This window comes from Achromobacter sp. ES-001, assembly GCF_019448355.1.
Classification (GTDB): Bacteria; Pseudomonadota; Gammaproteobacteria; order Burkholderiales; family Burkholderiaceae_B; genus Achromobacter; species Achromobacter spanius_B.
Genome location: NZ_CP079940.1, coordinates 5,517,605 through 5,539,115, shown reverse-complemented (window position 1 = coordinate 5,539,115; position 21,511 = coordinate 5,517,605). Strand labels below are relative to the sequence as shown.

General features: G+C 64.2%; 18 protein-coding genes, 1 tRNA gene and 1 pseudogene. 15 read left to right on the top strand and 5 right to left on the bottom strand.

Translation table 11 applies throughout. From position 1 onward, the window contains the following. Positions 1-5: 5 nt before the first annotated feature. Both KYT87_RS25155 and mutM read right to left on the bottom strand, forming a co-directional pair. On the bottom strand, positions 6-959 hold the full coding sequence (locus tag KYT87_RS25155; protein WP_219991123.1) for an MBL fold metallo-hydrolase: 954 nt from the start codon (positions 957-959) through the stop codon (positions 6-8). A gap of 136 nt (positions 960-1,095) precedes the next feature. Further along, positions 1,096-1,923: a bifunctional DNA-formamidopyrimidine glycosylase/DNA-(apurinic or apyrimidinic site) lyase gene (gene mutM, locus KYT87_RS25150; protein ID WP_219991122.1), complete on the bottom strand. Its 828-nt coding sequence runs from the start codon at positions 1,921-1,923 to the stop codon at positions 1,096-1,098. Here mutM and KYT87_RS25145 point away from each other — a divergent pair. Together KYT87_RS25145 and lolB are read left to right on the top strand one after the other, a co-directional pair. Next, positions 1,922-3,808, top strand: coding sequence for a tetratricopeptide repeat protein (locus KYT87_RS25145; RefSeq protein WP_104141967.1), 1,887 nt, complete (start codon positions 1,922-1,924; stop codon positions 3,806-3,808). The two genes, mutM and KYT87_RS25145, sit on opposite strands and share 2 nt — an antisense overlap. Next, positions 3,808-4,410, top strand: a complete 603-nt coding sequence (lolB, locus tag KYT87_RS25140) for a lipoprotein insertase outer membrane protein LolB (RefSeq protein ID WP_219991121.1) — start codon at positions 3,808-3,810, stop codon at positions 4,408-4,410. The genes KYT87_RS25145 and lolB overlap by 1 nt, the downstream gene beginning before the upstream one ends. Positions 4,411-4,492: 82 nt before the next feature. Here the strand turns inward: lolB and KYT87_RS25135 are convergent, their stop codons facing one another. Next, positions 4,493-6,079: a BCCT family transporter gene (locus KYT87_RS25135; protein WP_219991120.1), complete on the bottom strand. Its 1,587-nt coding sequence runs from the start codon at positions 6,077-6,079 to the stop codon at positions 4,493-4,495. Between the two features lie 264 nt (positions 6,080-6,343). On the opposite strand from KYT87_RS25135, the gene betI reads away from it, so the two are divergent. From betI to KYT87_RS29920, 11 genes and pseudogenes are all read left to right on the top strand, one after another. Beyond that, the gene (gene betI / locus KYT87_RS25130; RefSeq protein WP_219991119.1) at positions 6,344-6,967 is read left to right on the top strand and encodes a transcriptional regulator BetI; all 624 of its coding nucleotides are present in this window, start codon (positions 6,344-6,346) and stop codon (positions 6,965-6,967) included. Positions 6,968-6,984: 17 nt separating this feature from the next. Further along, entirely contained in the window at positions 6,985-8,451 is a 1,467-nt protein-coding gene (betB, locus tag KYT87_RS25125) for a betaine-aldehyde dehydrogenase (protein WP_219991118.1), read from the top strand. A gap of 78 nt (positions 8,452-8,529) precedes the next feature. After that, entirely contained in the window at positions 8,530-10,203 is a 1,674-nt protein-coding gene (gene betA, locus KYT87_RS25120; protein ID WP_219991117.1) for a choline dehydrogenase, read from the top strand. A gap of 32 nt (positions 10,204-10,235) precedes the next feature. Next, a complete protein-coding gene (gene ispE / locus KYT87_RS25115) occupies positions 10,236-11,135 on the top strand; it encodes a 4-(cytidine 5'-diphospho)-2-C-methyl-D-erythritol kinase (RefSeq protein ID WP_046805135.1) in 900 nt (299 codons plus the stop codon). A gap of 1 nt (position 11,136) precedes the next feature. Next, positions 11,137-11,213 (top strand) — tRNA-Gln (locus KYT87_RS25110). Between the two features lie 140 nt (positions 11,214-11,353). After that, positions 11,354-12,304, top strand: a complete 951-nt coding sequence (locus KYT87_RS25105) for a ribose-phosphate pyrophosphokinase (RefSeq protein ID WP_006227587.1) — start codon at positions 11,354-11,356, stop codon at positions 12,302-12,304. A gap of 148 nt (positions 12,305-12,452) precedes the next feature. Next, entirely contained in the window at positions 12,453-13,064 is a 612-nt protein-coding gene (locus tag KYT87_RS25100; RefSeq protein ID WP_046805051.1) for a 50S ribosomal protein L25/general stress protein Ctc, read from the top strand. A gap of 97 nt (positions 13,065-13,161) precedes the next feature. Next, positions 13,162-13,761 (top strand): aminoacyl-tRNA hydrolase, encoded by a 600-nt coding sequence (pth, locus tag KYT87_RS25095; RefSeq protein ID WP_104141975.1) that lies wholly within the window; start codon positions 13,162-13,164, stop codon positions 13,759-13,761. Continuing rightward, complete coding sequence (locus KYT87_RS25090) at positions 13,758-14,537, top strand: type II CAAX prenyl endopeptidase Rce1 family protein (RefSeq protein WP_219991116.1); 780 nt, start codon at positions 13,758-13,760, stop codon at positions 14,535-14,537. The genes pth and KYT87_RS25090 overlap by 4 nt, the downstream gene beginning before the upstream one ends. A 95-nt stretch (positions 14,538-14,632) precedes the next feature. Then, positions 14,633-15,724: a redox-regulated ATPase YchF gene (gene ychF / locus KYT87_RS25085; RefSeq protein ID WP_046805048.1), complete on the top strand. Its 1,092-nt coding sequence runs from the start codon at positions 14,633-14,635 to the stop codon at positions 15,722-15,724. A 127-nt stretch (positions 15,725-15,851) separates the two neighbouring features. After that, positions 15,852-16,090 (top strand): annotated as a pseudogene (locus tag KYT87_RS29920) (PDDEXK nuclease domain-containing protein); the annotation flags it as partial. 75 nt (positions 16,091-16,165) lie between these two features. Here KYT87_RS29920 and KYT87_RS25075 read toward each other — a convergent pair. Then, positions 16,166-16,606, bottom strand: coding sequence for a MarR family winged helix-turn-helix transcriptional regulator (locus KYT87_RS25075; RefSeq protein WP_104141978.1), 441 nt, complete (start codon positions 16,604-16,606; stop codon positions 16,166-16,168). 3 nt (positions 16,607-16,609) lie between these two features. Then, complete coding sequence (locus KYT87_RS25070; protein WP_046807924.1) at positions 16,610-18,208, bottom strand: MDR family MFS transporter; 1,599 nt, start codon at positions 18,206-18,208, stop codon at positions 16,610-16,612. A 418-nt stretch (positions 18,209-18,626) separates the two neighbouring features. On the opposite strand from KYT87_RS25070, the gene KYT87_RS25065 reads away from it, so the two are divergent. Next, a complete protein-coding gene (locus tag KYT87_RS25065; RefSeq protein WP_104141979.1) occupies positions 18,627-21,125 on the top strand; it encodes an AsmA family protein in 2,499 nt (832 codons plus the stop codon). After that, positions 21,122-21,508 (top strand): MOSC N-terminal beta barrel domain-containing protein, encoded by a 387-nt coding sequence (locus KYT87_RS25060; RefSeq protein ID WP_219991115.1) that lies wholly within the window; start codon positions 21,122-21,124, stop codon positions 21,506-21,508. Before KYT87_RS25065 ends, KYT87_RS25060 begins: the two co-directional genes overlap by 4 nt. Positions 21,509-21,511: the final 3 nt, after the last annotated feature.

Here is a 21,511-nt window from a genome sequence, read left to right as displayed (position 1 = left end):
CGGGGTCAGCCTTCCAGCTGCGCCCACATTTCCAGGTCGCGCTTGTCGGTCCAGATGCGCGGGTGCGTGTGGCCCGAGGCTTCGTCATAGGCGCGCGACACGTCGAACGGCATGCAGTGGTCAAAGATGACCCAGTCGCTGTAGCGCGGCTTCATGAAGTCGTAGACCTCGCGGTAGATCGTCTTCAGATCCTTGCCTTCGGCCACGCCGCGGTTCACGGCGCCGTACAGGTCGGTCAGGAACGCGCGGGTGCCGGCCAGGCCCTGGCGCACTTCGGTGGCGTTCTTAAGCGCGGGGCCGCGGCCGGGCACCATCTTTTCGGCTTCAAAGCCCGACAGCGCGTCCAGCGTGGTGGGCCAGTCGCGGAAATAGGCGTCGCCGCAATACGGGGTGGATTGGTATTCGACCAGGTCACCGGCGAACAGGATCTTCTGCTGGGGCAGCCAGGCGATGGTGTCGCCCTTGGTGTGGCCACGGCCCACTTGCAGCAGCTTGACTTCCAGGTTGCCCAGGTTGACGGTCATTTCGCCCTTGAACGTCATCGTCGGCCAGACCAGGCCCGGCGGAATCGATTCGGCGTTGCGGAACAGGCGGGGGAAGCGGCCGATTTCGCTGGCCTTGTCCTGTTCGCCGCGTTCGACGATCAGGTCATAGGTGTCGCGGCTGGCCAGGATTTCCTGGGCGTTGTAGGCGGACGCGCCGAACACGCGCACGGCGTGATAGTGCGACAGCAGGATGTATTTGATCGGCTTATCGGTGACTTCGCGAATGCGGCGGATGACGTCTTGCGCCATGACCGGGGTGGCCTGGGTGTCGATCACCATGACGGCCTCGTCGCCGATGATCACGCCCGTGTTGGGGTCGCCTTCGGCCGTGTAGGCATAGGCGTTGTCAGACAGTTTTTCGAACGAGACGACCTTGTCGTCCATGTCGGCGTGCGAGGCGAATTGCTTGCTCATGGAGGCTCCTTCCACTGTTATAGGAATAGTGTGTGGAAGGAATATAGCGTGGCGTTAGTGTTTGTGCAATACGTTTGCTATAAACAAATGGCCGAGGGCATGCAGGGATTTCCCCAGGGATTTCAGGGCCTTAGAGCTAATTCCTTTGGCATTTCGGGCAGTAGTACGTGGCTCGTTGGCCTTGGACGAACCGCCGTATCGGGGTTTCGCACACGCGGCAGGGGCGGCCTTCGCGTTCATAGACGGCGGCGTGTATTTCGAAGTACGCACCGGGTTCACCGGTGGCGCCCACGTAGTCCCGCAGCGTGCTGCCGCCAGAGGTCAGGGCGTCGGCCAGCGTGGCGCGCACCATGTCGGCCAGCCGTTCGCAGCGGGCCAATGACAGTTTGTTGGCAGGGGTCTTGGGGTTGATGCGGGCGCGGAACAGGCTTTCGGACGCGTAGATATTGCCCACGCCCACCACCGCCATGCCTGCCAGCAGCACTTGCTTGACGGCGGCGCCATGGTTCTTGAAATGCCGGTGCAGCCAGGCGCCGTCAAAGCGCGGGTCGAAGGGCTCGATGCCCAGCTTGGCCAGCAGCGGATGCGCGTCGATGGGGCCGTCGGCATGGTCGTGCCACAACACCGCGCCAAACCGGCGGGGGTCGTGCAGGCGCAGCACCGCGTCCTGGAAGATCCATTCGACATGGTCGTGCTTGCGCAGAAATTCACCAGGGGCCACGCTGCGCAGCGATCCGGACATGCCTAGATGCACGATCTGGGTGCCGTGCTCGAACCGCAGCAGCAGGTACTTGCCCCGGCGGGCGCATTCCAGCACGTCGCGCCCGGCGATCAGCGTCGGCAGGTCGGCGGGGATGGGCCAGCGCATGCGGGCTTCGTGGATGACCAGTCGCAAGAGCGTCCGGCCGGTGATGACGGCGTCGATTCCTCGACGCGTGGTTTCGACTTCAGGCAGTTCCGGCATGAGCCAGTGTAAGATCATCAATTGCGTGTACGAAGATTGTGCCATCAACCGGACGGGCCGCGTGAAGTCGTCTTTCAAACAAATGAATATCGGGATCGCCGTGTTGGCGCTTGCGCTGGCAACAGGTTTTTCGCTGCCGGCCCAGGCGGCCGACAGCCGGACGCGTGATGCGACCGGGCCTCGCATGGCCCCGCAGAACCGCCAGCCGGAAACCGAGGTGATCCGCCTGCGGCCGGGTCAGTTGCCCTATGTCTCGCTGACCGCCGACATCTTCTACCGCGTCCTCGCGTCAGAAATCGCCGCCCAGCGCGGCATGTACGGCACGGCGGCCACCACCATGGTCGGCCTCGCCCGCGACACGGGCGACCCTCGCCTGGCGCGACGGGGCCTGGAATTCCAGTTGGCCGGCGGCAATCTTGCCGGTGCGCTGGACGCCGCCCGCGTGTGGGCGCGCCTGTCTCCCAACGACGTCGAAGCCAGCTCCACCGAGCTTGCCCTGGCGGCTGCCAACGGCCAGACCAAGGGCCTGGCCCAGGCGCTGCGCAACCGCATCGACGCCTCGCGCGACAAACCGGCCGCCATTGGCCAGGCGCTGGCCGTGCTCAGCCGCCTGAACGACCGCCGTCTGGCGCTGCGCATCCTTGACGAATCCCTGAGCGACAGCGTACGCAAGCTGCCTGCCGCCCACCTGGCCCTGGCCGACGTGGCCTCGGCCGCTGGCGACTACGAACGCGCCACGCAGGAATCCCGCGCGGCCCTGGCCGGCGACCCGAAATCCGAACCCGCCGCCCAGCGCCTGCTGGAATACGGTTCCAAGGTGGACCCGCAGCGCGCCCAGGCCGAGGCCCGCGCCTATATCAACCGCAATCCCAACGCCCGCAAGGTGCGCTTGATGCTGGCGGGCCAGTTGGCCGACAGCGGTGACTACAACGGCGCGCTGTCCGAACTGCAAGCCATGTCGCGCCGGTCGCCGGAAGACTTCGACTTGCTGTTCATGCAGGCGCAACTGGCCTACAAGGCGGGCCAACTGCCGCAAGCCAAGACCTTGCTGCAACAGTATCTGGACGTGCAGCAGCAGCGCCAGCGCGCCACGGTGCCGGGCGCAACCGATGCCGGCGCCGCCGCGGCCGACGCGCACGTGCTGCTGTCGCGCATTGCCGAAGACCAGGGCAACTACGACGAAGCCATCCGCGAACTGGGCCGCATCGACGACCCGACGCTGCGTTATTCCGTGCAGATGCGTCAAGCCGCGTTGCGCGCCAAGAGCGGCCGTGTGGACGATGCGCTGGCCATGATCGACGCCGCCGGCCCGCAAGACGAAGAAGAGCGCACGCTGGGCGTCTTGACCAAGGCGCAGATCCTGCGCGACGCGGACCGCGTGCCGCAAGCGGTCAGCACCCTGGAAGCCGCCGATCAGGCGCTGCCGGACACGGTCGAAATCAAATACGAACTGGCGATGCTGTACGAACGCCAGAACCGCCTGGCCGATCTTGAGCGCATGCTGCGCCAGGTCATCGCGCTGGATCCGGACCACGCCCACGCCTACAACGCATTGGGCTACACGCTGGCCGACCACAACCAGCGCCTGCCCGAAGCGCTGGACCTGATCACCCAGGCGCTTGAACTGTCGCCCAACGACCCGTTCATTCTGGACAGCATGGGCTGGGTCAAGTACCGCATGGGCGAATCCGAATCCGCCGCGCAGTATCTGCGCCGGGCTTACAGCGTGCGCCCCGAGGCCGACATCGCCGCCCACTTGGCCGAAGTGCTCTGGAGCCAAGGCAAGCGCGATCAGGCTATTGAACTGCTGCGCGTGGCGCTGATGAAAGACCCCAAGAACAAGACCGTCCAGGACGTTGTCCGGCGGCTGGGAGTCAATCTGTGATGGCTTTGGCATTGCGACGCCTGCCCGGCATGGTTGCCTGGCTGCGCCTGGCGTTCTTGGCGTTGCTGGCGACGGCGCTTGCCGCCTGCACCACCACGCCTAAACCCATTGAAGGCGCCAGCGCCGACGCGTTCTCGCGCATCGGCCGCTTTGCGATCACCGTCAACGAAGAAGGCGGCAAGCAAAACGCCGTGCAGGGCGGGTTTTCGTGGTCGGATGACGGCCAGCGCTATGTGCTGGACCTGACCAACCCGCTGGGTTCAACCGAAGCGCGCGTGCAAGGGCGGCCCGGCGCGGCCACCCTGACCAAGGCCGACGGTACCCGCCTGGAAGCCGATAACCCCGATGCCCTGGCCGAAGAAGCCCTGGGCAGCAGCATGCCCGTGTCGGGCTTGCGTGACTGGCTGCGCGGCAAGTTGCCCGCCGACCCGGAAGCATCGGACATCACCCGCGACGACCGGGGCCGGCCTACCGCCTTCGAGCAAGGCGGCTGGCGCGCCAACCTGTCGCGCTACGACAACCTGGGCCCGCAGATGCTGGTGTTGCAACGCCAGGAACCGGGTCGCCGCATCATGGTTCGGCTGGTGGTCAACCAGCCCTGAGTCCGGGTCTGTTTGCACGAGGCCAGTCGGCCAGTCGGCCAGTCGGCACGCCGGAAGCTCGGCAGGCCTGCGAGCTTGCCACTCAGCGCGCGACGGCCTGGGAGCTGGGCTCGGGGTTGTCTCGGACCAGCGCCCGGTACAGGCTGGCCATGTAGCACAGCAAGATCACCGAAAAGGGCAGGCCGCACAGCACGACCGCGGTCTGCATTGCGTTGAAGTTGCCGGCCAGCAGCAGCCCCACACCCAGCATCGTGGTCAGCGACGCCCAAAATACCCGCAGCCAGATGGGCGCATCGTGCCCGGCGTCCGCGTTGCGCGCGGACAGGTTGGCGATCATCAGCGTGCCGGAATCGACCGGCGTCAAGAACAGCATGAATGACATCACCACGCCCACGCCGGCCACCCACTGCGTCAGCGGCAGGTATTCCATCAGCGTGTAGAACGCCATGGGCGGGTTGGCCAAGGCCATGTCGCCCAGCCCCGCCGCGCCCTCGTTCATCACGAGGTTGATGGCGGTGTTGCCGAAGATGGACAGCCACGCCAGCGTGAAGCCCAGCGGCACCAGCATCACCCCAAAGATCAATTCCCGTATCCGCCGACCACGTGAAATACGCGCGATGAACATGCCGACAAAGGGCGCCCAGCCTATCCACCAGGCCCAATAGAAGATGGTCCAGGAACTGGTCCAGCGCACGGCTTTCATGTCGTACAGGTACAGGTCGAAGCTCTTGCCCAGGAACGCGTTGAGGTAGTCGCCCAGGTTCTGCACCATGCCGTCCAGCAGCAAGCGGGTGGGTCCGGCCAGGAACACGAACAGCAACAGCAGGCACATCAGTGCGGTGTTGACGTTGGACAGCACGGCGATGCCGCGCTTGATGCCCAGCGCGGCCGCACCGGTGGCCACGACCATCATGATGATGACGATGGGCACCTGGGCGGCAGCGGTGTTCGGAACGTTCAGCAGGTAGGTCAGCCCGGCGTGCAGCAGCAAGGCGCCCAGGCCCAGATTGGTGACCATGGAGACGATCGTGGCCAGCACGCCGAACCCATCCACCGCATGGCCGACCGCTTTGGGCAGCGGTTTGTCCGACAGCCCCTGCAAGGGCGAACGCAGCGCCAGCGGCTGCTTGTGGCGATACGCAAAATAGGCAAGCGCGGTGGCGGTCAGGGCATAAAGCGTCCAGCCGTGGATGCCCCAGTGCAGAAAGGTCAGCGTCAACGCGTTACGCGCCGCGTCCTGCGTGCCACCCGCGCCGGTGGGCGGCAACAGGAAATGGTCCAGGGGCTCGTAGACGCCGTAATAGACCAGCGCGATACCGATGCCGGATGAAAACAGCATCGACACCCAAGACAGATAACTGAATTCCGGGGACTCGTCGTCATCGCCCAGGCGCAGCGCGCCGTGGCGCGACAGGGCCAGCCACAGGGCAAAGCCCACGCTGACGGTCATGGCCAGCATGTAGTACCAGCCAAAGTGCGATGCCACCAGCAACTGCGCGGCTTGCAGCCATGCCTGCGCGGCATCGGGCTGCCAGATGAGCAGGGCGCCGAACCCCAGCACCGAGACGGCCGCGCTGAGGAAAACGATGGGATTGGTATGCGCCAGCCAGCTGCGCCGGACCGGTGCGCTTGCCGATGACCGCGTCGAAGTGATCCGTTCATGCCGCACCGCTGTCTCCCCGTGTGGTGATGCTGCCTGGTGCTACCGATGAGTCGTTGTTCGCGCTGTTCGTGCTGTGCGCGTGCTTGCCGTCGATGTGTGTTGCCAGCGATGTGGCCGTCGGCGATGTGTCTGCGGCACCTTACCGTTTTTATATTGAACGATCAATCAATATAAATTAGACTCGACCGCACTCCGCCGACAGCTAGTTACCGTCATTGCCGTCGGCCGTTCTCGTCGCTTTCTTCATGTCACCCAGGAACTCCGCGCAACATGCCAAAAGTCGGAATGCAGCCCATCCGTTGCAATCAACTTATTCAGGCCACGCTTGAATCCATCGACCAGGTCGGCCTGGCGGAAAGCTCCATCGCGCACATCGCCCGCGCGGCCAAACTGTCCACCGGCATCATCAGCCACTACTTCGGCGACAAGGACGGTTTGCTGGAAGCGTCCATGCGGGAATTGCTGCGCAACCTGCGCGATTCCGTATCGCGCGCGCGCGTCGCCGCCGCGTCAGACGCCCGTGCGCAACTGCACGCCATCATCGACGGCAACTTCGTGCCCACGCAGGTCTCGCGCAGCGCGATGCGCGCGTGGCTGACGTTCTGGGCAGCCAGCATGCACCAGCCGCGCCTGGGCCGCCTGCAACGCGCCAATGACCGCCGTCTGCATTCCAACCTGTGCTGCCAATTCCAGCGCGTGCTGCCGCTTGCCCAGGCGCGAGAAGCCGCGCGCGGCCTGGCCGCCATGATCGACGGGCTGTGGTTGCGCGGTGGTTTGATGGGCGCGGATTTCGCGGGCGAACAAGCGCGCGCCGTCGCTTACGACTATGTAGACCTGCTGCTAGCTCGCAGCCAATTCGTGGGGCAGCCGGCCTTGGGCCCACCCTCACTTTGACAATAGGACGGACTCCCATGCCTTTGCCCATCCAGCAACTCTACATCCACGGTCGGCGCACCAACGCCATCAGCAGCAAGACCATCACCACGGTGAACCCCGCGAACGGCGCGGTGTTGGCGGAAGTGCAGGTGGCCGCCCGCCAGGATATCGACCGCGCGGTGGCCAGCGCGCAAGAAGGGCAGAAGGCATGGGCGGCGCGGTCCCCCGCCCAACGCGGCCAGGTACTGCTGCGGGCTGCGCAGTTGCTGCGCGAACGCAATGACGAGCTCGCCGAATTGGAAACGCTGGATACCGGCAAGCCGCTGTCCGAAACGCGCACCGTGGATATCGCCACGGGGGTGGACGTCATCGAGTACTACGCGGGGATGGCGGCTGCTGTGCAAGGCATCCAGGTGCCGCTGCGCGAGTCCAGCTTCTTTTACACGCGGCGTGAACCGCTGGGCGTGATCGCGGGCATCGGCGCGTGGAATTATCCGGTTCAGATCGCCATGTGGAAGTCGGCCGCCGCGCTGGCCACGGGCAACGCAATGGTGTTCAAACCCGCCGAGATCACGCCCCTGACGGCGCTGCGGCTGGCCGAAATCTATACCGAAGCCGGCGTGCCCAATGGCGTCTTCAACGTGGTGCTGGGTAGTGGCCGTGACATCGGCGACTGGCTGACCGGCCACCCGGGCGTCGCAAAAGTGTCCTTCACGGGCGGCGTGGATACGGGCAAGCAGGTCATGGGCGTGGCGGCGGCATCGCTCAAGAGCGTGACACTGGAACTGGGCGGCAAGTCCGCCCTTATCGTGTTGCCCGATGCCTCGGTTGAACGCGCCGCGGACATCGCCATGATGGCCAATTTCTTCAGCTCGGGGCAGGTGTGCACGAACGGCACGCGCGTCTTCGTGCACCGATCGCAAAAGGCGGCATTCGAAGCCGCCGTGCTGGAGCGCGTGGCCCGCATTCGCGTTGGCGACCCCTTCGACCCCCGCACCAACTTCGGTCCGCTGGTCAGCGCCGCGCACATGGACGGCGTGCTGAGCTGGATTGAAATCGGCAAGCGCGAAGGCGCCACCTTGCTGGCCGGCGGCGTGCGCTTGACGGACGGCGTGCTGGCCAAGGGCGCGTACGTGGCCCCCACCGTGTTCACCGACTGCGACGACAGCATGGAAATCGTGCAGGAAGAAATTTTCGGTCCCGTCATGACCATCCTGTCTTTCGATAGCCAGGACGAAGTCGTGCAGCGCGCCAACGACAGCCGCTACGGCTTGGCGGCGGGCGTGGTCAGCAGCGACCTGGCTGCCGCCCATCGCATCGCGCATCGCTTGCAGGCGGGCATTTGCTGGATCAACACGTGGGGCGAATCCCCCGCGCAAATGCCGGTGGGCGGATACAAGCAGTCGGGCCTGGGCCGCGAAAACGGCCTGGAGGCGCTGGCCCAATACACGCAAACGAAGTCGGTCCAGGTCGAACTTGGCGAGTTCGCCTCGGTGTTCTGACGGCGCCGTCGCACATCGCACCGGGCGCCGGGCGTAAGGCCGGGCCGCCCGCTTTCTGTACGTGTTGGGGGGAAGGGCATGTCGATCAAGCGGGAGTACGACTACATCATCGTGGGCGCGGGATCAGCGGGTAACACGCTGGCTACGCGGCTGACCGAGGACCCGGGCACCACCGTGCTGCTGCTGGAAGCGGGCGGGCAGGATCATCGTTTCGATTTCCGCACGCAGATGCCGGCCGCACTGGCCATGCCCTTGCAAGGCAGGCGCTACAACTGGGGCTATCAAACCGACCCCGAGCCGCACCTGAACGGGCGCCGGCTGGACTGCGGTCGCGGCAAGGGCCTGGGCGGGTCGTCATTGATCAACGGCATGTGCTACATCCGCGGCAACGCGTTGGACTACGACCATTGGGCGCGCGTCGAAGGCCTGGCGCATTGGGATTACCTGTCGTGCCTGCCGTACTTCAAGAAGGCAGAAAGCCGCGACGTGGGCGCTTGCGATTATCACGGCGGCGCCGGGCCCGTCAGCGTCACCACGCCCAAGCTGGACAACAACCCGTTGTTCGATGCCATGGTCGCGGCGGGCACGCAGGCGGGCTATCCGCATACGCCTGACATGAACGGTTATCGGCAGGAAGGCTTCGGCCCCATGGACCGCACCGTGACCCCGCGCGGGCGTCGTGCCAGCACGGCACGCGGCTATCTGGATCAGGCGCGCGGGCGCGCCAACCTCACCATCGTGACGCGGGCGTTGACCGACGTGATTCTATTTTCGGGCCAGCGCGCCGAAGGCGTGGCGTGGGAGCAGCACGGCCAGCAGCACCGCAGCTTTGCCCGCCGCGAGGTGCTGCTGTGCGCGGGCGCCATCGCGTCGCCGCAAATCCTGCAACGGTCTGGCGTGGGCGCGGGGCAGTTGCTGCGCCGCCTGGGCATCGCCGTGCGCCATGAACTGCCGGGTGTGGGCGAAAACCTGCAAGACCACCTGGAGCTTTACGTGCAGGTTGAATGCAAGCAGCCCGTGTCGCTGGCCCCCGCGCTCAAGTTGCGCAATCAGCCGGCGATCGGTGCTGAATGGTTGTTGATGGGGACGGGCATCGGCGCCAGCAATCAGTTCGAAGCCGGCGGATTCATACGCAGCCACGACGATTTCCCGTGGCCGAACCTGCAATATCACTTCTTGCCGGTGGCCATCAATTACAACGGGTCCAACCCGATCAAGGCGCATAGCTTCCAGATGCATGTGGGCTCCATGCGTTCGCCCAGCCGGGGGCGCGTGCACGTTCGGTCGCGCTCGCCGCACGACCATCCCAGCATCTTGTTCAACTACATGTCGCACGCGCAGGACTGGCGCGAATTTCGCGCGGCGCTGCGCATCACGCGTGAACTCTTCGCGCAACCCGCGTTGGCGCAATATGCGGGCCGCGAGATTTCGCCGGGCGCTGCCCTGCAAAGCGATGCGGACCTGGATGCCTTTGTGCGCGCGCAGGCCGAGACCGCGTATCACCCGTCTTGCTCGAACAAGATGGGGGCGTCGTCGGACCCGATGGCGGTTGTGGACGGCTACGGGCGCGTGCACGGGCTGCAAAACCTGCGCGTGATCGATGCGTCCATCATGCCGGACATCGTCACGGGCAACCTGAACGCGCCGGTCATCATGATGGCTGAAAAGCTGGCCGACCACCTGCGTGGCCGCGAGCCGCTGCCGCGCGCCAACGTGCCGTACTACACGGCGCAGGGCCCCGCGCGTAGCTAGAATGTGGGCTTGTCCCGCACCGGTTGCCTGATGTGACTCTGTACGACGTTCCCGCTCCCGCCAAGCTGAATTTGTTCCTGCATGTGGTGGGCCGCCGCGCTGACGGCTACCACCTGCTGCAAACGGTCTTCCGCTTCATCGACCTTTGCGACACGCTGCATTTCGACGTGCGCGCCGACGGCATCATCAGCCGCGCCACCGAGCTTGCCGGCGTGTCGGAAGCCGACGACCTGACCCTGCGGGCCGCGCACGCTTTGCAACGCGCCACCGGCACACGCCAGGGCGTGCAGATCGGCCTTGAAAAACGCATTCCACAGGGGGGCGGGCTGGGCGGCGGCTCCAGCGATGCGGCCTCGGTGTTGATCGCATTGAACAAGCTATGGAACACCGGCCTCACGCGGCGCCAGCTGATGGACCTGGCCTTGCCGTTGGGCGCCGACGTGCCGGTATTCGTGTTCGGGCAATCCGCTTTTGCCGAAGGCGTGGGCGAAGCACTGACCGCTGTGACGCTGCCTGAACGCGCGTATCTGGTAGCGCAACCTGACACCAGCGTGCCCACTGTTGGCATATTTTCGGCGCCCGATTTGACAAGGGATTCTTCTTACATCACAATAGCGGACTTTCTTGCTTCGCCAACTTTTTCCTTCGGGAAAAATGACTTGGAGCCGGTGGTTCACCGTCTTTATCCTGAAGTATTCAGGGCATCGCGGTGGCTTGCAGAACAGGGTTATCCTGTACGCATGTCGGGATCAGGCGCATGTTTATTCGCCGAATTCTCAGAACTCTCCGAAGCCGTTTTGGCGAAAACAGAAATATCCGCTATAATGCGCGGCGCTGTTAAAACAAACAGCACAACGCATCCACGGTTTCGGTTAGTGCAGGCTTGTACTGGTTTAACTGAACATCCGTTGCGGAATTGGATTGCAAGATAGTTGGGGAGTCGCCAAGCTGGTTAAGGCACCGGATTTTGATTCCGGCATGCGAAGGTTCGAATCCTTCCTCCCCAGCCAACCGAATACATAAAAAAGCTGTTGAACACGCCTGTAAGACACTGGCCCGGGTTCAGCAGCTTTTTTATTTTCCGGATTCGCTGGTGTTTTCACCCCGCATCACTCGTTAGTGTCTTACAACGACCATCGCATCATCCATCATGGCAAACGATAGCTTCATGATCTTCACGGGCACGGCCAACACTCGGCTGGCCGTGGACGTAGTCAACCACCTCGATATGTCCCTGGGCAAGATGACCGTCGGTCGCTTCTCCGACGGCGAGGTGATGGTCGAAATCAACGAGAACGTGCGTGGCAAGGACGTCTTCGTCCTGCAACCCACCTGTGCGCCCACCAATGACAACCTGATGGAAATCATGGTGATGGTCGATGCCCTGCGCCGCGCGTCGGCCGGCCGCATCACCGCCGCGATTCCGTACTTTGGCTATGCCCGCCAAGACCGCCGCCCGCGTTCGGCGCGCGTCGCGATCTCGGCCAAGGTTGTGGCCAACATGCTGCAAGTGGCTGGCGTTGACCGCGTCCTGACAATGGACCTGCACGCCGACCAGATCCAGGGTTTCTTCGACATCCCCGTGGACAACATCTACGCCGGTCCGATCTTGCTGGGCGACATCTGGCGCCGCAATTTCTCGAACCTGGTCGTGGTGTCCCCGGACATCGGCGGCGTGGTTCGCGCCCGCGCGCTGGCCAAGCAGCTGGAAGCCGACCTGGCCATCATCGACAAGCGTCGTCCGCGCGCCAACGTGTCGGAAGTGATGAACATCATCGGCGAAGTCGACGGCCGCACCTGCATCATCATGGACGACATGGTCGACACCGCCGGCACGCTGTGCAAGGCGGCCCAGGCCCTGAAAGACCGCGGCGCCGGTGCCGTTTACGCCTATTGCACGCACCCCGTGCTGTCGGGCGGCGCCATTGACCGCATCGAAGCGTCGGAACTGGACGAACTGGTCGTCACCGACACCATCCCGCTCTCCGAGCAAGGCCAGGCCAGCGGCAAGATCCGCCAGCTGTCGTGCGCCGCGCTGCTGGGCGAGACCATCCTGCGTATCTCGAACGCGGAATCGGTCAGCTCGCTGTTCGTCGACTGACGCGATTCGCGTCGGTCAGGCCACAGCCTACCTTTAGTTTTTGCACCTTGCTGGTCGCGGCAAGGCGCAATCAACACGGCGCGCATGTTGCGCGCCGTGCCGTTAACTGGTGAAGCCTCTTCACCTTATTTTGTTTTTGGAGTTTTCCATGAAATTCATCGCCACTGCGCGTAGCGTCCAGGGTTCGAGTGCGAGCCGCCGCCTGCGCCGCGCGGGCCGCGTTCCCGCCATTGTCTATGGTGGTACGGCTGCCCCCCTGAACATCGAACTCGACCACAACGAGATCTATCACGCCCTGCGTAAGGAAGAATTCCACGCATCGATCCTGCAAATGCAGCTCGAAGGCTCGAAGGATGAGCAAGTGTTGTTGCGTTCGGTTCAATGGCACGCCTACAAGCCGCAAGTCCTGCACGTGGACTTCCAGCGCGTGGACGCCAACCAGGCTCTGCGTACCAAGGTGCCGCTGCACTTTGTCAACGCCGAAATCTCGCCCGCTGTGAAGCTGGCCGGCGCCATCATCAGCCACGTGACGACCGAACTGGAAATCACCTGCCTGCCGAAGGCTCTGCCGCAGTTCATCGAAGTTGACCTGACCAACATCCTGGCCGGCGCTTCGATCCACCTGGCCGACATCAAGCTGCCCATGGGCGTGACGTACGTGCCCCACGGCGGTGAAGACAACCCGCTGCTGGCTGCCGCCATCGTCAAGGGCGGCGCTGCCGCTGCCGACGAAGCCGAAGAAGCTGCTCCGGCTGCCTAAGTCTGCTGGAAAGCCTTCGGGCTTTCCGCGGCTTGTGCCCGAAACCCTGCGTGTGCATTTGCATGCGCAGGGTTTTTTGGTTTAAACACCCTCCATCATGTCTATTCCCATACGCCTCATTGTGGGATTGGGTAACCCCGGTCCCGACTACGAAACGACCCGGCACAACGCCGGCTTTTGGCTGGCCGACCATCTGGCGGACGATCTGCGCACTTCTTTTGCGCTTGAAAAATCTTTTTTCGGCATGGTCGCCAAGTCGCGCCTGGGGGCGGACAACGTGCTGCTGCTCAAGCCCATCACTTATATGAACAAGTCGGGCCAGGCTGTTGGCGCCTTGGCGCGCTTCTACAAGCTGGCGCCGGAACAGGTGCTGGTGTTGCATGACGAACTGGATCTGCTTCCCGGGCAGGTCAAGCTCAAGCAGGGCGGGGGCCATGCGGGCCACAACGGCCTGAAGGATATCCAGGCCGTGCTGGGCAGCCCGAACTTCTGGCGGCTGCGCATCGGCATCGGTCACCCGCGCACGCTGGGCTTGGCGCAACAGGTTGCCGACTTCGTGCTGCACCCGCCGCGCCGCGACGAGCAAAAGGAAATCGAAGCCGTCATCGACCGCTGCCGCGCCGTCGTGCCGGCGATGCTGGCGGGTGATTTCCCGCTGGCCACGCGCCAATTGCACAGCGGCAACGTCGCGGGATGAGCCACCCCGCACCGTCCCAGCCCGACGCCAAGACCCGCTTTCGAACAGAAGTCGCGGATTTCTGGCGGTATATCCGGCACCCACGCTCGCTGTCGCGCGTGCCGGGCCGCGCGGCGGGCAGTGGTTTGCTGGCCGACTGGTGGCCGGGCATACGCCCCGGGCGCCTGTTGGCCTGGGCCGGGCTGCTGTGGGCGCTGAATCTTTTCGCGCTGGGCCCCGTTGCCGTGATGGCCGCCGGCTTGGGCGGTGCCACCCACCGTATCGACCCCACCAACCTGCCGTGGCTGACGGCAGTGATCTGGGCGCCGCTAGTCGAAGAAATGTTGTTCCGCTATGGTCTGCGCCGACCGTTGCAAGTGCTGTGGCTGGTGCCCGCGCTGATGCCGGTCGTGCTGTATGGCCCGAAGCTGTGGACGGGGCTGCTGCTGGCCGCCTTCGTGATCCTGGCATGCTGGGGCGTGCGCCAACGCGCAACGTTGCTGACGGGGTGGGACACGACGTGGCGGCGCTATTACCTGAAGCACTTTGGCCTGGTGTTTCACCTGGTCGCGCTGACGTTCGCGGCGGTGCACCTGACCAACTTTGTCTATAGCAAGACGCCGTACTGGCTGATGCCGCTGCTGGTGCTGCCGCAGTGGCTGACCGGGCTGGTGCTGGGCTGGATGCGCGTGCGTCGCGGCATCGGCGCGGCCATCCTGCTGCACGCCACGTTCAACGCCGGCCCCATTTTGATGATCTGGGCCGTGATGCGCTGGGCGCCGTCCATCGCCCAATAGCGGGGTCGCATCGCCGCGCAGGCGAAACTGCCACGGGGCGCACCCGGGGTAAACTAGAACGTTAACGATCAATACCGTACTTACACAGGATTCCCATGGCTCTGCAATGCGGCATCGTCGGCCTGCCCAACGTTGGCAAATCGACTCTCTTCAATGCTCTGACCCGCGCCGGCATCGCCGCCGAGAACTATCCGTTCTGCACCATCGAGCCCAACGTCGGTGTGGTCGAAGTGCCGGATCCGCGTCTGCAAAAGCTGGCTGAAATCGTCAAGCCCGAGCGCATCCTATCGGCCACCGTCGAATTCGTGGACATCGCCGGCCTGGTTGCCGGCGCCAGCAAGGGCGAAGGCCTGGGCAACCAGTTCCTGTCGCACATCCGCGAAACCGACGCCATCGTCAACGTCGTGCGCTGCTTCGAAGACCCCAACGTGATCCACGTGGCCGGCAAGATCGACCCCATCGCCGACATCGAAGTCATCGAAACCGAACTGGCACTGGCCGACATGCAAACCGCTGAAAAAGCGCTGCTGCGTCACCAGAAGACCGCCCGCTCCGGCGACAAGGAATCGCAGCGCATCGTGGCCGTGCTGGAAAAGTGCGTGGCGCAGTTGAACGAAGCCAAGCCGATTCGCGCGCTGGACCTCAGCCCCGAAGAACAGGCCGACATCGCCCAACTGTGCTTCATCACCGCCAAGCGCGCGATGTACGTGGGCAACGTGGCCGACGACGGCTTCACCAACAACCCGCTGCTTGACCGCCTGACCGAATTCGCCGCCGCGCGCAACGCACCGGTCGTCGCCATCTGCGCCGCCATCGAATCCGAAATCGTCGACCTGGACGACGCCGACCGCCAGGCCTTCCTGTCCGACATGGGCATGGAAGAGCCGGGCCTGAACCGCCTGATCCGCGCCGCCTTCAAGCTGCTGGGCCTGCAAACCTACTTCACGGCAGGCGTGAAGGAAGTGCGCGCCTGGACGGTGCCCATCGGCGCAACCGCCCCGCAAGCCGCCGGCGTCATCCACACCGACTTCGAACGCGGCTTCATCCGCGCGCAGACGATCGCGTACGAAGACTTCATCACGTACAAGGGCGAGCAAGGCGCCAAGGAAGCTGGCAAGATGCGCGCCGAAGGCAAGGAATACATCGTGCAGGACGGCGATGTGATGAATTTCTTGTTTAACGTCTGATCGACGTCTGAGGCTCGACGGCGGTATGAGCGATAAGCCCGCATCCCTGGTGCCCGCCTGAAGGTTACGACCACTGGCTGGGTGAGCTGAAGATCCGTATTCATACGGCGCAGCAACGGGCCGCTCAATGGCGCTGCTGGACAAGCTGCCCAGCCCGGAAGGCCGTAAGTGGTATGCCGCCAAGGCCATCGAGCACAATTGGTCGCGCAACGTGTTGGTGATGCAGATCGAAACCCGCTGGAATTGGGCGCGGGCTTCGCCTTTGTCGGCCGCCAGGTGCTGCTGAATGTAGGGGGAGATGAATTCTTCATTGACCTGCTGTTCTACCACCTGAAGCTGCGTTGCTATGTGGTTATCGAACTCAAGGGTGGGAGCGCGAACTGGGCGGTGCGGATAAATAAGCAGCGCGGCGAAGTTCAAGTCCCGCATCACCCCCCCGCCTTATCCCCTATCCCCCGCCGCCCTCAAGAAATTCGACTCCAGCACGCTCAGCACCCGGTTCAGCGTGTCCACATCCGCCGCTGACAACCCCTTCAACGCCTCTTCGAAAAACGCTGCCCGTTTAGGCAGCGCTTCGTTCACCACCGCCTGCCCAGCGGCCGTCAGCGTGGCATTGGTCAGCCGGTTGTCCTGGGCATCCACCGCGCGCGAAATCCAGCCCAGCTTCTGCATCGCCTGCAATTGCCGGGTCAGTGATGCCGGGTCCAGCCGGCAGCGTTCGGCCAGGTGCTTCTGCGAACACTGTCCGTTTTCATGTAGGGCAAGCAGGATGCGCCAGCGGGGCAGGGCGTGGCCTACCTTGCTGCTGAACGCGCTTTGCATGACGCGGTACGTCTGCCCCATGTGCTGGATGACTTGCAGGCCTTGTTGTTGTCTGGGCAAAAGCTATTCTCCGACACCGGCGGGCTCCGCCTTGGTGGGGCGGGCCAGTTGCACCAGCGGCACGCGTCGCACGCACCAGAGCGCGAAGATGGCGACGGCCAGCGCGATGAGCTGGCCTTCATGGATGGCGCCCACCAGCGCGACTCGCGCGATCTCGATCAGCGACGTGCCGTCCTGGCCTTGATGCGCCAATTGTGCCAGGAACTGTGTCTGGGCTGCGGGGTTCACCAGCATCTGCGGGTCGTTCAATTCAGGCAGCCATTGCGCCGACGCTCCGCGCAGCGTGGACTCGACGCCGCTGAAATAGCTGTGGCTGACCATGGTGCCCACGACCGCCGTGCCCAGCATGCCGCCGATCATGCGCAGCGACTGCAACAGCGCCGTGGCGATGCCCAGGTGCGTGCGGCCCGCCGTCTGCTGCGCGAACACGGTCAGGTTGGGCATGATGAACCCCATGCCCAGGCCGGCCATCAGCATGTACGCGCCAATCAGCACATGCGACGTGTAGTTGTGCGTGGTGACGATGCCCATACAGGACAGCGCCATCAGCAAAAAGCCCGCATACAGCATGCGGTTGGGGTTACGGATACGCGTGATGATGCGGCCGTTGATGATGCTGCCCACCGTGATGAAAACGACCATCGGCGTAATCAACAGCCCCGCGTCCTGCGGCGACAGGCCAAAGCCGCCTTGCAGCAGCAAGGGCGCGTAGAACAGCAGCGAATACATCGTTACGCCCACCAGCAGCGCCAGCGTGAACAGCGTGGCCAGGCCGCGATTGCGGAACATGTCCAGCGGCAAGAGCGGATGCGGGCAACGCTTTTCCCACCAGATCAGCAGGCCGAACGCGGCAATGCTGCCCGCGCCCAGCAGCACGATGGGGCCGCTGAACCCTTCCTTGGGGAGCAGCTCGACCAGCAGTTGCAGGCTGCCCAGCGCCAGCGCGATCAGCAGCGCGCCTTGCCAGTCCAGCCGCACTTTGCCGGACGTGTGATTGCGCAGGTGCGGCAGGTAGCGCGATACGAACCACAGGCCCAGGATGCCGATAGGCAGGTTCACGTAGAACACTGATCGCCAGCCATAGTGCTCGGTCAGCGCGCCGCCCAGCGTGGGGCCGACCGCGTTGGCGATGCCGAAGGCGGAACTGAGCATGACCTGCCAGCGCAGGCGCACGTGCGGGTCGGGGAACAGGTCGGGGATCGAGGCGAACGCGGTGCCCACCAGCATGCCGCCGCCGATGCCCTGCAAGGCGCGCGCCAGCACCAGCGTCAGCATGCTGTCGGCCGCGCCGCATAGCGCCGAGGCCAGCGTGAACAGAATGATGGCCGCCACCACGAACGGCTTGCGGCCGTAGTAATCGCCCAGGCGGCCGAAGATCGGCACGGTGATCACCGAGGTCAGCAGGTACGACGTGGCAACCCATGCATACAGTTCAAAGCCCTTGAGCTCGGCCACGATGGTGGGCAGCGCGGTGCCCACCACGGTCTGGTCGATAGCGACCATCATCATGACGAAGCACATGCCCAGCATGGCCAGCAGCGTCTGCCGGAAGGGAAGCACCTGGCCGGGCGAATGCGGGGTGCTGGGAGTGGGGGCGGGCATTGTTGGATGTATCAATGATTGATGGATCAATCATTCTAGTCCTACAATCCGCCGGACAGAAAATTGTCAGCTTCAAGGCGGGGCGGACGGGTCTCGTGACCCCACTCCGTTATTAATTCCATCCATGACTTATCGCGTTTTTGGTGTCATGGTCTGACAAGGCCGCTTTAAGGCGGCCCGATTTGTTACGATAGCGAAATCTGCACGTTGGTGATTCCAACGTCTTCAGCACGCCTTCCTTGGTAGATCCTCTTTCCAAACGCCGCGGCCACAAGCTTCCGGCAGGAGCGAGGGCTCGCCCTGAAAGGCAGACAGCTCCAACTGGCGCGTGGGTTTTCCGCCGCTACAGCACCATCCCCGCGCGTTGCGCGGTGGGCGGCATCCAAGAATTTCCAGTCGAGGTACCGACGGGGCAGCAATGAAAACGTGGTTCAAGCGCATTTTGATAGGCCTGGTTGTGTTGGTTGTCGTGGCCGTCGTTGGCCTGGCCATCTTCTTGCTGACATTCGACCCCAACGCGTACAAGTACAAGCTGGAAGAGCTTGTGCAGGAACGCTATCACCGCACATTGACGATCGACGGCGAGATCGAGCTATCGCTCTTTCCGCGCATCGGCTTGTCGGTGCAGGGCGTGTCGCTGTCCGAGCCGAACAGCACGGACACCTTCGCTTCCATTGAAAGCACGCGCCTGGCGGTTGCCGTCTGGCCGTTGCTGTCCAATAGCTTCGTGGTCGACCACGTGGCCATCAGCGGCCTGAAGGCCCGGGTGGTGCGCGGCAAGGACGGCCAATTCAACTTCAGCAATCTGGTCGGCGGCGCGTCCACCGTCACCACCGCGCCATCCAATCCGGCAGAAGCCCTGGTGGGCGCGGCGCAGACGGCGGCCCAGGCCATCACCAGCGGCACCTTGCCTGCCAACCGCAACAACATGCAGATCGATATCGCCGGCCTGGACTTGAAGGACGGCGAAGTGCAGTTGCAGGACGAGATTTCCGGCATGGCGGTGGCGGTCACGAAGATCAACGCCAATACCGGCCGCGTCACGTTCAACCAACCCTTTGATGTACGCCTGACGGCGCGCGTGGAAGGCGGCAACCCGCGCGTGGACGCCAACCTGACGGGGCAGGCCCTGTTGACGCTGGACCCGTCCGCCAAGCGCTACGCGGCACAAAAGCTGGACCTGCGCATGGACGGCAAGTTGCCCGGCGCCGAGGCCAAGAGCCTGGCCGTGCGTGGCAACCTGGCCTTCAACGGCCAGAAATCCGCGCTGGACGTGGCGGGCCTGGAAGTGGTTTTCCAGGGCGACATCACCGACCCGGCCGCGCGCGCCACCAATGTGGAAGCCAGCGTGGCCATGCCCAAGCTGGCGATCGACCCGCACAAGAGCCAGCTGCAAATCGAAAAACTCGCCGTGCGTGCCAAGGGCGGCTCGGCCGACGGCCCGTTTGAATTCGCCGTGGACGCGCCCGCGCTGAACATTTCGCCCACGTCGGCCACCGGTGAAGCGCTGACCGGCCGCGTGCGCATCAGCGGCCTGGATGCCAGCTTTGGCCTGAACGGCATCAGCGGCAACGCCGCCGAACTCGACATCAAGGAAGCCAAGCTGGACAGCACGTCCAAGAATGGCGACCGCGTCGTGAAGCTGAATTTTGCATCGCCGCTGACCTTGAACCTGTTGCAACGTAGCGGCGGTTTGTCGGCGCTGCGCGGCGACGTCAACATCACCGACCCGGGCTTGCCCAAGGGCAGCTTGCAGATTCCGGTGATCGGCAGCCTGAACGCCGACCTGCTGAAAGACCAGGCCAGCAGCAAGATCAACGCCGTGCTGGAAGGCGGCAAGTTCGACCTTAGCGCCGACATCACCAAGCTGTCGCAAACGCCTGCGGTGAAGTTCGCGCTGGTGGTGGACACGCTGGACCTGGACAAGCTGGTGCCGCCCGTGGTGGCCGCGCCGCCCAAGCCCCCCGCCGATGGCAAGAAGGATGATTCCAAGCCCGCCGCGCCACCCGCGCCTGCCGCGCCGGTGGACGACACCATCGACCTGTCCGGCCTGATCGGCCCCAGCGTCAATGGCACCTTGAAGGTCGGCAAGCTGGTGGTGCGTGGCCTGAAGGCGGATGAAGTGGCCGCCGTGGTCAAGCTGGACAAAGGCAAGCTGGAAATCTCCAGCCTGACCGCCGGCCTGTACGGCGGCAAGCTGGCGGGCGCGTTGTCGGTGGATGCGGCGCAAGGCAACCAGCTGGCCAGCAAGATGTCGCTGGCCGGTATCGCCATCGAACCGTTGTTGATGGACCTGGCCAACCGCAACGTGCTCAGCGGCACGGGCAGCCTGGCGCTGGACTTGAAGACGGCCGGCGCCAATGCCTACGCCATGAAGAGTGCGCTGGGCGGCACGATGCAGGTGCGCCTGCGCGATGGCGCGGTCAAGGGCATCAACCTGACCGAGACGCTGCGCGAACTGAAGGCGGCGTTCAAGCCGGAATCGCAAGACGAAACCGTGCCCGCCGACACCAGTAAGCAAACCGAGTTTTCGGAAATGGACGCGGACCTGGCCTTCACCAAGGGCGTGGCGGCCGTCAAGCGCCTGAACATCGTGTCGCCGCTGCTGCGCGTGACGCAGGGCGATCCGGCCAACATCGACTTCGTCAAGAGCGAGCTGGACCTGGTGGCGCGTGCGCGCGTCGTCAACCCGGCGGCCAACCCCGAAGGCCAGGAACTGATCGACCTGAAAGACGTGACGATTCCCGTGCATATAAAGGGCCCGTTCGACAAGCCCACGTACACGCTGCTGTGGAAAGACGCCATCGGCGCCATCCTGAAGCGCAGCCTGGAAAACAAGCTGCGCGACGCCGTCACGGGCAAGAACGGCAACGGCGCGGCCGTGGACAAGGCCCTGAAAGGACTGCTAGGTAAATGAGCTCCGATAGCTTTCAACCCATCGCGCAATGCGGCGTCACGGCCCAGCCGGCTGCCGCGGCCTATCACCGCCAATGGCTGATCGCCAACGATTCCGGCCAATGGCTGAATCGTGAGCTGTGCCCACGGCTGGCCGACGTTGCGGTGGAATTGCGCCTGGGCTACCTGGTGTTGAAAGCGCCGGGCATGCTGCGCATGGACATCCCGCTGGACGTTATCGAAGACGACGACAGCGTGCGCTACAGCATGAAGGTGGGCGACCAGACCATCGATGTGATCGACGAAGGGGAACTGGCCGCGGCCTGGATCTCGAACTTCGTGCAGGTGCCCTGCCGGATCATGAAGGTGCACCCCGACACGCCCGTGGCCTCCTGGCCGGACTAAAGG